General features: G+C 64.7%; 8 protein-coding genes, 1 tRNA gene and 3 rRNA genes. 10 read left to right on the top strand and 2 right to left on the bottom strand.

Translation table 11 applies throughout. The annotated features are described in order from the left end of the window. Window positions 1–18 precede the first annotated feature (18 nt). Window positions 19–771: a 4-hydroxy-tetrahydrodipicolinate reductase gene (gene dapB, locus ACGH2B_RS05585; RefSeq protein WP_399084991.1), complete on the top strand. Its 753-nt coding sequence runs from the start codon at window positions 19–21 to the stop codon at window positions 769–771. 4 nt (window positions 772–775) lie between these two features. Continuing rightward, entirely contained in the window at window positions 776–1,234 is a 459-nt protein-coding gene (locus ACGH2B_RS05580; RefSeq protein WP_399084988.1) for a hypothetical protein, read from the top strand. 121 nt (window positions 1,235–1,355) lie between these two features. Here the strand turns inward: ACGH2B_RS05580 and ACGH2B_RS05575 are convergent, their stop codons facing one another. Then, window positions 1,356–1,907 (bottom strand): hypothetical protein, encoded by a 552-nt coding sequence (locus ACGH2B_RS05575; RefSeq protein ID WP_399084985.1) that lies wholly within the window; start codon window positions 1,905–1,907, stop codon window positions 1,356–1,358. A 133-nt stretch (window positions 1,908–2,040) separates the two neighbouring features. Then, window positions 2,041–2,280, bottom strand: a complete 240-nt coding sequence (locus ACGH2B_RS05570; protein WP_399084982.1) for a hypothetical protein — start codon at window positions 2,278–2,280, stop codon at window positions 2,041–2,043. A 229-nt stretch (window positions 2,281–2,509) separates the two neighbouring features. On the opposite strand from ACGH2B_RS05570, the gene thyX reads away from it, so the two are divergent. The 8 genes from thyX to ACGH2B_RS05530 all read left to right on the top strand — a co-directional run bounded on the left by thyX (window position 2,510) and on the right by ACGH2B_RS05530 (window position 12,967). Further along, window positions 2,510–3,286 (top strand): FAD-dependent thymidylate synthase, encoded by a 777-nt coding sequence (gene thyX, locus ACGH2B_RS05565; protein WP_399084979.1) that lies wholly within the window; start codon window positions 2,510–2,512, stop codon window positions 3,284–3,286. A 193-nt stretch (window positions 3,287–3,479) separates the two neighbouring features. Further along, window positions 3,480–4,379, top strand: a complete 900-nt coding sequence (gene dapA / locus ACGH2B_RS05560; protein ID WP_399084976.1) for a 4-hydroxy-tetrahydrodipicolinate synthase — start codon at window positions 3,480–3,482, stop codon at window positions 4,377–4,379. Between the two features lie 112 nt (window positions 4,380–4,491). Beyond that, the gene (locus ACGH2B_RS05555) at window positions 4,492–6,177 is read left to right on the top strand and encodes a ribonuclease J (RefSeq protein WP_399084973.1); all 1,686 of its coding nucleotides are present in this window, start codon (window positions 4,492–4,494) and stop codon (window positions 6,175–6,177) included. Between the two features lie 684 nt (window positions 6,178–6,861). After that, window positions 6,862–8,390: ribosomal RNA gene (locus ACGH2B_RS05550) — 16S ribosomal RNA — on the top strand. Between the two features lie 309 nt (window positions 8,391–8,699). Beyond that, window positions 8,700–11,821 (top strand): 23S ribosomal RNA (locus ACGH2B_RS05545). A 73-nt stretch (window positions 11,822–11,894) separates the two neighbouring features. After that, window positions 11,895–12,011, top strand: a 5S ribosomal RNA gene (rrf, locus tag ACGH2B_RS05540). The 16S, 23S and 5S rRNA genes sit together here, the layout of an rRNA operon. 123 nt (window positions 12,012–12,134) lie before the next feature. Then, on the top strand, window positions 12,135–12,812 hold the full coding sequence (locus ACGH2B_RS05535) for a DegT/DnrJ/EryC1/StrS family aminotransferase (protein ID WP_399084970.1): 678 nt from the start codon (window positions 12,135–12,137) through the stop codon (window positions 12,810–12,812). An 82-nt stretch (window positions 12,813–12,894) separates the two neighbouring features. Then, window positions 12,895–12,967, top strand: a tRNA-Thr gene (locus tag ACGH2B_RS05530). Window positions 12,968–13,063: the final 96 nt, after the last annotated feature.

The following is a 13,063-nucleotide window of genomic DNA, read 5'->3' as shown; positions in this document are numbered from 1 at the left end:
CGAGAGAGAGCTGACACGATGAGCAAGCTGCGCGTGGCCGTCATCGGCGCCAAGGGCCGGATCGGCTCGGAAGCCGTCAAGGCCGTCGAGGGCGCCGAGGACATGGAGCTGGTCGCCGCGCTGGGCCGCGGCGACTCCCTGGAGGCGCTGACCGACGCCGGCGCCCAGGTCGCCGTCGAGCTGACGAACCCGGACGCCGTCATGGGCAACCTCGACTTCTGCGTCCGCCACGGCATCCACGGCGTGGTCGGGACGACCGGCTGGACCGAGGACCGCCTCGCGCAGTTGCGCACCGCGCTGGCCGCCTCCCCGGAAACCGGCGTGCTCATCGCGCCGAACTTCTCCATCGGCGCCGTGCTGACCATGACCTTCGCCCGGCAGGCCGCCAAGTTCTTCGAGTCGGCCGAGATCATCGAGCTGCACCACCCGAACAAGGCGGACGCCCCGTCCGGTACGGCCACCCGTACCGCGCAGCTCGTCGCCGCGGCCCGGGAGGAAGCCGGCTGCGCACCGCAGCCGGACGCCACCAGCACCGCGCTGGACGGCGCCCGCGGCGCGGACGTCGACGGTGTGCCCGTCCACTCGGTACGGCTGCGCGGGCTCCTCGCCCACCAGGAAGTGCTGTTCGGCGGCGTGGGGGAGACCCTCACCATCCGCCACGACTCGCTGCACCACAGCAGCTTCATGCCGGGCATCCTGCTCGGCGCGCGCCGTGTGGTGTCCACCCCGGGCCTGACGCTGGGCCTGGAACACTTCCTCGACCTGGGCTGACGTCATGGGCGGAAAGATCACCTACTTCTTCCTCGCGACCGTGCTGGTGCTGGTCTTCGGCGTGGTCGCGATGGAAGGCGTCCTGCTCCTGCTGACCGGGGAGCCGGCCGCGATGGGCATGGGCGCCATAGCTTTCGTCCTGCCGGTCATCGGCGCGTGGTTCCTCTGGCACAACACCCGCTTCGCCCGCGACGCCCACCGTCTGGGCCGGGAGCTGGCGGCCGAGGAGGGCGACGGCGCCGAGGACGAGGCGCTCGCCCGCACCCCGGGCGGCCGCATCGACCGGGACGCCGCCGACGCGGTCTTCGCCCGGCGGCAGGCCGAGACGGAGGCGGCGCCCGACGACTGGCGGGCCTGGTTCCGCCTCGCCGTCGCCTACCACGACGCCCGCGACACCCCGCGCGCCCGCAAGGCCATGCAGCGCGCCATCGCCCTCCACGACGGGACCCCGGCCCGTACCTGACCGGGTCCGATGGCTCGCGATCACGCCGTACGGCCGCGGGCCCGCCCGCTCACGGCACACACGACGGCGGCGCCCGGCCGGGAACACTCCCCGGCCGGGCGCCGCCGTCGTCCGTACTCCGCTACCTGCGGTATTCCGCGGCCCACGCCTCCAGGACGTCGGCGGCCCGCTCGAACGCCTCCGGGCGGCCGAGGAAGTCGGCGTCGTGATCGGTGAGCAGCACCCGCGACGTACCGGAGATCCGCCGGTCGACCAGCGCCTGCCCCTGCACCGTGCGCGGCAGTCCCAGCCAGCGCACCGGCTGCTGGACCGTCCGCAGCGCCCCGGTGACGCTCCACGCCTCGGTCACCGTGCCGAACAGACCGACCCGCCGCAGCCCGTGCGAGCTGACCCACACGCCCACCCGCAGCAGCCGCAGCGCCAGACCGATGACGACGAGCGCCACGGCCACGCAGGTGACGGCACCCGCCGGCGAACCGGCGAAGCCGATGATCATCGCGGAGAGCAGGACGAACGACGCGAGCAGCAGGGCCACCGCCGAGATACCGACCCGCCAGGGGCCGGGGCGGTAGGGCCGCCGCCAGACCTCGGGCGCCTCATGCGGCAACGGCGGAGCCGCCGGACGGTTGCCGGCGTCGAGGTCGCGGTCGGCCGTCAGGAAGGGCAGGGGCACGGCTGATCCTCACTCAGGGCACTGACGAAAGCGGTGATCCGGTGAGGCTATCTGCCGGACGGGGCCGGGGCCACCGGTGCCCTCGGGCACGGGCGGCCCCGGCCCCGTGGTCAACGGCTGCCGGCCCCGCGGCTCAGCGGTGCGCGGCCTCGGACTGATGCGTGGTGGCGGCGCCGGGGCTCTCCTGCTGGAGCGCGGGAAGTCCGAGCAGCAGGGAGCCGGCCAGGCCGCCCATCAGCGTCAGGGTCATCAACGTGCGGCCCGCGAGCTGGGAGCGTGAGGCGCGTTCGCGGGGCGGGGGAGTGACATTGCTGCGGAACCGGTCTGCCTCGGCGACGAAGGCGAACGGGACGGGCTCACGCCGGCGGAACATCTGGGGCTCTCCTAGGAACCTCGAAGTGGGCACTTTCACAGAGTCAGACGTCTGTGGCGTCCGTTTGGTGCCCGTTTCCAGTAACTTCTGTGAAAAATATCAACGGCTCCGCCCCCTCCGGACACCGGGGTCCCTTTTGCCTGCTAACGCCGCATCAGGCGGGATTTCCCGCGCTGTCAGTGGCGGGCCGTAGGCTGGACGCGCACGGAACGAACGGAAGGAACCGCCGGTGTCCCAGACCCCCGCCGCGAGCACGCAGAGCCCCCAGGGCCCTGACAGCTCCGACAGCGAGCCCGCCCGCTTCCGGAGCGAGGTGACGGTCGAGCTGGTCAAGCACAGCGCCGCGGACAGCGACGTGCTGTGGGCGGCCCGCGTCTCCACGGCCGGCGAGCAGTCCCTCGACGAGCTGCAGAAGGACCCGGAGCGCTCCAAGGGCCTGATCAACTACCTGATGCGCGACCGGCACGGCAGCCCGTTCGAGCACAACAGCATGACCTTCTTCATCAGCGCCCCGATCTTCGTCTTCCGCGAGTTCATGCGCCACCGCGTCGGCTGGTCGTACAACGAGGAGTCCGGCCGCTACCGCCGCCTGGACCCGGTCTTCTACGTCCCCGGCGCCGACCGCAAGCTCGTCCAGCAGGGCCGCCCCGGCAAGTACGAGTTCGTCGAGGGCACCACCGAGCAGCACGAGCTGACCGGCCGCGCCATGGAGGACGCCTACCGCCAGGCGTACGCCGCCTACCAGGAGATGCTGGCCGCCGGTGTCGCCCGCGAGGTCGCCCGCGCGGTCCTGCCCGTCGGCCTCTACTCCTCGATGTACGCCACCTGCAACGCCCGCTCCCTGATGCACTTCCTCGGGCTGCGCACCCAGCACGAGCAGGCGAAGGTCCCGTCCTTCCCGCAGCGCGAGATCGAGATGGTCGGCGAGCGGATGGAGGCCCATTGGGCGCGCCTGATGCCGCTCACGTACGGCGCGTTCAACGCCAACGGCCGCATCGCCCCGTAAGGCGCCGACCTGCGGCGCGGACCCTCCGGCGGCCCACCCCGGAGGTGTCCGTATTGCAGCATTTTGAGAACTTCATCTACGCTGAAGAAACGGACCCGGCACTGCTTGAACCCCCGAGCAGGCAGTGCCGGAGTCCACATCCTTGACTCCCCGGAGGCGCGACCAGCGGTGAGCTACGAGTAGCGTGGGACCCATGGCTCCGACTTCCACACCGCAGACCCCGTTCGGGCGCGTGCTGACCGCGATGGTCACGCCGTTCACGGAGGATGGCGCACTCGACCTCGACGGCGCGCAGCGGCTCGCCGCCCACCTGGTGGACGCAGGCAACGACGGCCTCGTCGTCAACGGCACCACCGGAGAGTCCCCGACCACCAGCGACGCGGAGAAAGCCCAACTGGTCCGCGCCGTGGTCGACGCCGTCGGTGACCGTGCCTTCGTGGTCGCCGGAGCCGGCACCAACGACACCCGGCACAGCGTCGAGCTGGCCCGCGCCGCGCAGGACGCCGGTGCCCACGGTCTTCTCGCGGTCACGCCGTACTACAGCAAGCCGCCCCAGGAAGGGCTCCTGCGGCACTTCACGGCCATCGCCGACACCACCGACCTGCCGGTGATGCTCTACGACATCCCGGGCCGCAGCGGTGTCCCGATCAACACCGAGACGATCGTCCGGCTGGCGGAGCACCCCCGGATCGTCGCCAACAAGGACGCCAAGGGCGACCTCGGCCGCGCGAGCTGGGCCATCGCCCGCTCCGGCCTCGCCTGGTACAGCGGTGACGACATGCTCAACCTCCCGCTGCTCTCCGTCGGCGCCGTCGGCTTCGTCTCGGTCGTCAGCCACGTCGTCACCCCCGAGCTGCGCGCACTCCTCGACGCCCACCTCGCCGGTGACGTCACCAAGGCGACGGAGATCCACCAGAAGCTGCTGCCGGTCTTCACCGGCATGTTCCGCACCCAGGGCGTCATCACCGCCAAGGCGGCCCTCGGCCTCCAGGGGCTGCCCGCCGGACCGTTGCGCCTGCCGCTGGTCGAGCTGGCCCCCGAGGAGACGGAGCAGTTGACGCGGGACCTCGCCGCCGGCGGGGTACAGCTCTGAGCACAGACTTCATAACTGAAAACGGCCCTTAACCGCCCCACAGCAAGTGCACGAATGTCATGCGCGCCACGTGCCCCGACGGCAGCGTGGCGCGCGTGGTGAGGAGAGTCTTTTGAGTCATCCGCATCCCGAACTCGGCCGTCCCCCGAAGCTCCCCAAGGGCGGCCTGCGGGTCACGCCTCTCGGCGGTCTGGGGGAGATCGGCCGCAACATGACGGTCTTCGAGTACGGAGGCCGGCTGCTGATCGTCGACTGCGGAGTGCTCTTCCCCGAGGAGGAGCAGCCCGGAATCGACCTGATCCTGCCGGACTTCACGTCCATCAGGGACCGGCTCGACGACATCGACGGCATCGTGCTCACGCACGGCCACGAGGACCACATCGGCGGCGTCCCCTACCTCCTGAGGGAGAAGCCGGACATCCCGCTGATCGGCTCCAAGCTGACCCTCGCGCTGATCGAGGCGAAGCTCCAGGAGCACCGCATCCGCCCGTACACCCTGGAGGTCAAGGAAGGCCACCGGGAGCGGATCGGCGCCTTCGACTGCGAGTTCATCGCCGTCAACCACTCCATCCCGGACGCCCTCGCGGTCGCCATCCGCACCCCCGCGGGCATGGCGGTGCACACCGGCGACTTCAAGATGGACCAGCTCCCGCTGGACCGCCGGCTGACCGACCTGCCGGCCTTCGCCCGGCTCGGCGAGGAGGGCATCGACCTGCTCCTCACCGACTCGACCAATGCCGAGGTCCCCGGTTTCGTCCCGCCGGAGCGGGACATCTCCAACGTCCTGCGCACGGTCTTCGCCAACGCGCAGAAGCGCATCATCGTGGCGAGCTTCGCCAGCCACGTCCACCGCATCCAGCAGATCCTCGACGCCGCCCACGAGTACGGCCGCCGGGTCGCCTTCGTCGGCCGCTCGATGGTCCGCAACATGGGCATCGCCCGTGAGCTGGGCTACCTCAAGGTCCCCGCGGGCCTGGTCGTGGACGTCAAGACCCTCGACGACCTGCCGGACGACGAGGTCGTGCTGGTCTGCACCGGCTCCCAGGGCGAGCCGATGGCGGCGCTGTCCCGGATGGCCAACCGCGACCACCAGATCCGGATCGTCCCCGGCGACACGGTGATCCTCGCGTCGTCCCTGATCCCGGGCAACGAGAACGCGGTCTACCGCGTGATCAACGGCCTGACCCGCTGGGGCGCCGACGTCGTCCACAAGGGCAACGCCAAGGTCCATGTCTCGGGCCACGCCTCGGCCGGCGAGCTGCTGTACTTCTACAACATCTGCAAGCCGAAGAACCTCATGCCGGTGCACGGCGAATGGCGCCACCTGCGCGCCAACGCCGAGCTGGGCGCATTGACCGGCGTCCCGAAGGACCGGATCGTGATCGCCGAGGACGGCGTCGTGGTCGACCTGGTCAACGGCGTCGCGAAGATCGTCGGCAAGGTGCAGGCGGGATACGTGTACGTCGACGGGCTCTCGGTCGGCGATGTCACCGAGACCCACCTCAAGGACCGCCGCATCCTCGGCGACGAGGGCATCATCTCGGTCTTCGTGGTGGTGGACAGCACCACCGGCAAGATCGTCGGAGGCCCGCACATCCAGGCCCGCGGCTCCGGTATCGACGACTCGGCGTTCTCCGCCGTCATCCCGAAGATCGACGAGTCCCTGGCCAGGTCGGCCCAGGACGGCGTCGTCGAGCCGCACCAGCTCCAGCAGCTCATCCGCCGCACGATCGGCAAGTGGGTGTCGGACAACTACCGTCGCCGCCCGATGATCCTTCCCGTGGTCGTCGAGGTCTGACAGGTACGGCCGCCGACAGGCACGCCCGTGGAGCGGGGCGCCCGGATTTGCATCCGGGCGCCCCGCTCCAGTAGGTTTGCGGCTCCGCCTGAACGGGAAGCCCCGCACGCCGCGCGCGTACGGAGCACCCTCCCGAAACGGCGGGAATTCCGACCCGGAGAAATCTGATAAAGTCGGATCAGCCGAAAGGCAAAACCCCTCCGACGGGTAATCGGAAACGAATTCGGGCCGGAAACGGTGAGAATCGGATCTGCTAGAGTCGGAAAGGCCGGAAAGCGAAAGCCGAAGGCCACCCCGCTCCAACAGGGGGCCGGAAACGCCCAGCGGATCTGGTAAGGTTGGAAACGCGGAAAAGCCGAAAGGCCCGACCGCACCGGCGGAAATCAGAACCGAAAGGATCTGATAGAGTCGGAAACGCAAGACCGAAGGGAAGCGCCCGGAGAGCCTGGTGAAACAGGCACAAAGGAAGCGTCCGTTCCTTGAGAACTCAACAGCGTGCCAAAAGTCAACGCCAGATATGTTGATACCCCGTTACCGGCCAGCAGGCCGGAACGAGGTTCCTTTGAAAGCCCACCAAAACCCACAGGGTGACGGTGGCACACACAGCGAGGACGCTGTGAACCATCGGACTATTCCTCCGATGGTTCCGCTCCCGTGTGTGTTCACCCGGATTACCGGGAAACATTCACGGAGAGTTTGATCCTGGCTCAGGACGAACGCTGGCGGCGTGCTTAACACATGCAAGTCGAACGATGAAGCCGCTTCGGTGGTGGATTAGTGGCGAACGGGTGAGTAACACGTGGGCAATCTGCCCTTCACTCTGGGACAAGCCCTGGAAACGGGGTCTAATACCGGATACGACCACCGACCGCATGGTCTGGTGGTGGAAAGCTCCGGCGGTGAAGGATGAGCCCGCGGCCTATCAGCTTGTTGGTGGGGTAATGGCCTACCAAGGCGACGACGGGTAGCCGGCCTGAGAGGGCGACCGGCCACACTGGGACTGAGACACGGCCCAGACTCCTACGGGAGGCAGCAGTGGGGAATATTGCACAATGGGCGAAAGCCTGATGCAGCGACGCCGCGTGAGGGATGACGGCCTTCGGGTTGTAAACCTCTTTCAGCAGGGAAGAAGCGAGAGTGACGGTACCTGCAGAAGAAGCGCCGGCTAACTACGTGCCAGCAGCCGCGGTAATACGTAGGGCGCAAGCGTTGTCCGGAATTATTGGGCGTAAAGAGCTCGTAGGCGGCTTGTCACGTCGGATGTGAAAGCCCGGGGCTTAACCCCGGGTCTGCATTCGATACGGGCAGGCTAGAGTTCGGTAGGGGAGATCGGAATTCCTGGTGTAGCGGTGAAATGCGCAGATATCAGGAGGAACACCGGTGGCGAAGGCGGATCTCTGGGCCGATACTGACGCTGAGGAGCGAAAGCGTGGGGAGCGAACAGGATTAGATACCCTGGTAGTCCACGCCGTAAACGTTGGGAACTAGGTGTGGGCGACATTCCACGTCGTCCGTGCCGCAGCTAACGCATTAAGTTCCCCGCCTGGGGAGTACGGCCGCAAGGCTAAAACTCAAAGGAATTGACGGGGGCCCGCACAAGCGGCGGAGCATGTGGCTTAATTCGACGCAACGCGAAGAACCTTACCAAGGCTTGACATACACCGGAAACGGCCAGAGATGGTCGCCCCCTTGTGGTCGGTGTACAGGTGGTGCATGGCTGTCGTCAGCTCGTGTCGTGAGATGTTGGGTTAAGTCCCGCAACGAGCGCAACCCTTGTTCTGTGTTGCCAGCATGCCTTTCGGGGTGATGGGGACTCACAGGAGACTGCCGGGGTCAACTCGGAGGAAGGTGGGGACGACGTCAAGTCATCATGCCCCTTATGTCTTGGGCTGCACACGTGCTACAATGGCCGGTACAATGAGCTGCGATACCGCGAGGTGGAGCGAATCTCAAAAAGCCGGTCTCAGTTCGGATTGGGGTCTGCAACTCGACCCCATGAAGTCGGAGTCGCTAGTAATCGCAGATCAGCATTGCTGCGGTGAATACGTTCCCGGGCCTTGTACACACCGCCCGTCACGTCACGAAAGTCGGTAACACCCGAAGCCGGTGGCCCAACCCCTTGTGGGAGGGAATCGTCGAAGGTGGGACTGGCGATTGGGACGAAGTCGTAACAAGGTAGCCGTACCGGAAGGTGCGGCTGGATCACCTCCTTTCTAAGGAGCACTTCTAGGCTGGTCCTTCGGGGCTGGTTCAGAGGCCAGTTTGTGAGCGAATGTCTTGCACTGGTTGCTCATGGGTGGAACGTTGACTACTCGGCACACTCGGTTGATTGTCATTAGTACTGCTTCGGCGTGGAACGTGAGGGTCATCTGATTGTGTCGGGCACGCTGTTGGGTATCTGAGGGTACGGACTTTCGAGTCTGAACCTTCGCGATGCCGGCCCCGGTAAAGATTCGCTTCGGCGGATTGTGACGGGTGGCTGGTCGTTGCTTGAGAACTGCACAGTGGACGCGAGCATCTGTGGCCAAGTTTTTAAGGGCGCACGGTGGATGCCTTGGCACCAGGAACCGATGAAGGACGTGGGAGGCCGCGATAGGCCCCGGGGAGCTGTCAACCGAGCTTTGATCCGGGGGTGTCCGAATGGGGAAACCCGGCAGTCGTCATGGGCTGTCACCCGCTGCTGAACACATAGGCAGTGTGGAGGGAACGCGGGGAAGTGAAACATCTCAGTACCCGCAGGAAGAGAAAACAACCGTGATTCCGGGAGTAGTGGCGAGCGAAACTGGATGAGGCCAAACCAGTCACGTGTGATACCCGGCAGGGGTTGCGTGGTTGGGGTTGTGGGATCTCTCTTTCACAGTCTGCCGGCTGTGAGGCGAGTCAGAAACCGTTGGTGTAGGCGAAGGACATGCGAAAGGTCCGGCGTAGAGGGTAAGACCCCCGTAGCTGAAACATTGACGGCTTGCTTGAGAGACACCCAAGTAGCACGGGGCCCGAGAAATCCCGTGTGAATCTGGCGGGACCACCCGTTAAGCCTAAATATTCCCTGGTGACCGATAGCGGATAGTACCGTGAGGGAATGGTGAAAAGTACCGCGGGAGCGGAGTGAAATAGTACCTGAAACCGTGTGCCTACAAGCCGTGGGAGCGTCGCATGCAAGCTTGCTTGCATGTCGTGACTGCGTGCCTTTTGAAGAATGAGCCTGCGAGTTTGCGGTATGTTGCGAGGTTAACCCGTGTGGGGGAGCCGTAGCGAAAGCGAGTCCGAATAGGGCGTTTTAGTAGCATGCTCAAGACCCGAAGCGGAGTGATCTAGCCATGGGCAGGTTGAAGCGGAGGTAAGACTTCGTGGAGGACCGAACCCACCAGGGTTGAAAACCTGGGGGATGACCTGTGGTTAGGGGTGAAAGGCCAATCAAACTCCGTGATAGCTGGTTCTCCCCGAAATGCATTTAGGTGCAGCGTCGTGTGTTTCTTGCCGGAGGTAGAGCACTGGATAGGCGATGGGCCCTACCGGGTTACTGACCTTAGCCAAACTCCGAATGCCGGTAAGTGAGAGCGCGGCAGTGAGACTGTGGGGGATAAGCTCCATGGTCGAGAGGGAAACAGCCCAGAGCATCGACTAAGGCCCCTAAGCGTGTGCTAAGTGGGAAAGGATGTGGAGTCGCAGAGACAACCAGGAGGTTGGCTTAGAAGCAGCCATCCTTGAAAGAGTGCGTAATAGCTCACTGGTCAAGTGATTCTGCGCCGACAATGTAGCGGGGCTCAAGCACACCGCCGAAGTCGTGTCATTGCCATATGAGCCCTAACGGGTGTGGTGATGGGTAGGGGAGCGTCGTGTGCCGGGTGAAGCAGCCGTGGAAACGAGTTGTGGACGGTTCACGAGTGAGAATGCAGGCATGAGTAGCGATACACACGTGGGAAACGTGTGCGCCGATTGACTAAGGGTTCCTGGGTCAAGCTGATCTGCCCAGGGTAAGTCGGGACCTAAGGCGAGGCCGACAGGCGTAGTCGATGGACAACCGGTTGATATTCCGGTACCCGTTGTGAAGCGTCAAACATCGAATCAGGCGATGCTAAGTCCGTGAAGCCGCCCTGGATCCTTCGGGTGAAGGGGAGTGGTGGAGCCGACGGACCAGACTTGTAGTAGGTGAGTGATGGGGTGACGCAGGAAGGTAGTCCAGCCCGGGCGGTGGTTGTCCCGGGGTAAGGGTGTAGCCCGTCATCTAGGCAAATCCGGATGACATTTGAGGGTGAGACCTGATGCCGAGCCGATTGTGGTGAAGTGGATGATCCTATGCTGTCGAGAAAAGCCTCTAGCGAGTTTCATGGCGGCCCGTACCCTAAACCGACTCAGGTGGTCAGGTAGAGAATACCGAGGCGTTCGGGTGAACTATGGTTAAGGAACTCGGCAAAATGCCCCCGTAACTTCGGGAGAAGGGGGGCCATTGCTGGTGATCGGATTTTCTCCGTGAGCTGGTGGTGGCCGCAGAGACCAGCGAGAAGCGACTGTTTACTAAAAACACAGGTCCGTGCGAAGCCGTAAGGCGATGTATACGGACTGACGCCTGCCCGGTGCTGGAACGTTAAGGGGACCGGTTAGTCATGATTCGTCATGGCGAAGCTGAGAACTTAAGCGCCAGTAAACGGCGGTGGTAACTATAACCATCCTAAGGTAGCGAAATTCCTTGTCGGGTAAGTTCCGACCTGCACGAATGGCGTAACGACTTCTCGACTGTCTCAACCATAGGCCCGGTGAAATTGCACTACGAGTAAAGATGCTCGTTTCGCGCAGCAGGACGGAAAGACCCCGGGACCTTTACTATAGCTTGATATTGGTGTTCGGTTCGGCTTGTGTAGGATAGGTGGGAGACTGTGAAGCGGCCACGCCAGTGGTTGTGGAGTCGTTGTTGAAATACCACTCTGGTCGTGCTGGATGTCTAACCTGGGTCCGTGATCCGGATCAGGGACAGTGTCTGGTGGGTAGTTTAACTGGGGCGGTTGCCTCCTAAAGGGTAACGGAGGCGCCCAAAGGTTCCCTCAGCCTGGTTGGCAATCAGGTGTTGAGTGTAAGTGCACAAGGGAGCTTGACTGTGAGACTGACGGGTCGAGCAGGTACGAAAGTAGGGACTAGTGATCCGGCGGTGGCTTGTGGAAGCGCCGTCGCTCAACGGATAAAAGGTACCCCGGGGATAACAGGCTGATCTTCCCCAAGAGTCCATATCGACGGGATGGTTTGGCACCTCGATGTCGGCTCGTCGCATCCTGGGGCTGGAGTCGGTCCCAAGGGTTGGGCTGTTCGCCCATTAAAGCGGTACGCGAGCTGGGTTTAGAACGTCGTGAGACAGTTCGGTCCCTATCCGCTGTGCGCGTAGGAGTCTTGAGAAGGGCTGTCCCTAGTACGAGAGGACCGGGACGGACGAACCTCTGGTGTGCCAGTTGTTCTGCCAAGGGCATGGCTGGTTGGCTACGTTCGGAAAGGATAACCGCTGAAAGCATCTAAGCGGGAAGCCTGCTTCGAGATGAGGGCTCCCTCCCACTTGATGGGGTAAGGCTCCCAGTAGACGACTGGGTTGATAGGCCAGATATGGAAGACCGGTAACGGTTGGAGTTGACTGGTACTAATAGGCCGAGGGCTTGTCCTCAGTTGCTCGCGTCCACTGTGTAGGTTCTGAAGTAACGACCTGTGTTGTGCCGGGTTGGTTAACTTCATAGTGTTTCGGTGGTCATTGCGTTAGGGAAACGCCCGGTTACATTCCGAACCCGGAAGCTAAGCCTTTCAGCGCCGATGGTACTGCAGAGGGGACTCTGTGGGAGAGTAGGACGCCGCCGAACAATTTTTAGCTCCGGTCCCCGCAACCAGTACAGGTTGCGGGGACCGGAGCATTTTTGCGTTCAGCCACAAATGGCCGTGTGCGCGTAACGCCTCGTTCACTTTGCGTCGCCAGGATCCGCGGCATGGGGACAGTGGAGACGCTCAAGTCGGCCGGGGTGCGCGCTGGTGACGAGGTCGTGGTGCCGGCGTACGGCAACGCCGAAGTGGCCGAGGCGGTGGTGGAGTTGGGCGCGCTGCCCGTCTTCGCCGATGTCGACGGTGAGAGTTACTGCCTCGATCCCGCCGCCGTGGCCGACGTGGTGACGTCCCGTACCTCCGCCGTCGTCGCCATACACCGCTTCGGGCGGCGGGCCGATGACGGCTGGATCCGGGAACTCGGGCGACGGCACGGGCTGTTGGTGCTGGTCGTGGATGAGCCGGGGGCGGCGTCGGAGGGCGTTGAGCGGCGGCGGTCGTACGCGGCGTACCTCGACGGGCGGCTGAAGGGTGTGGAGACGCCGGCGCCCGCCGTGGGCCACACCTACGAGCAGTATGTGGTGCGGGTGCCCGGTAACGGCCGCCCTGACCGGGACGCCTTCGCGCGGGCGCTGCGGGCCAAAGGCGTCGCCTGCCGGATTCCCGTACAGGCGCCCGTGTACCGCATGCCGGGGCTGCGGCGGGAGGTGTTCCTGCCGCAGACCGAGCGGGCCGTGGACGAGACGCTGGCATTGCCGCTGCGGGCGGGAATGGGGCGGCGGGAACTGCACCGGATGGTGGGGGCCTGCAATGCGCTCGGGGGATTGCTGCAGCCCGCGTTGTGACGGGTCGCCGGATGTGTACCGGAGTGGCCGTGTGCGATTCGGAGCTTCGGCGCAGGTCATGTATGATCTATTCCGCTGGCTCGCCCCAATAGCTCAGTCGGCAGAGCGTCTCCATGGTAAGGAGAAGGTCTACGGTTCGATTCCGTATTGGGGCTCAGAAGAAAAGGCCCCCGCCATATCGGCGGGGGCCTTTTTGCATGTGGTGAGGGCCGGTGTCTTTCCCGCCCGGGATCGGGCGGGAAAGACACCGG

Origin of the sequence: Streptomyces sp. BBFR2, from assembly GCF_044497305.1 — a bacterium.
Taxonomy (GTDB): Bacteria; Actinomycetota; Actinomycetes; order Streptomycetales; family Streptomycetaceae; genus Streptomyces.
The sequence above is the reverse complement of the archived record's forward strand: the minus strand, read 5'-3'. Positions and strand labels throughout refer to the sequence as shown.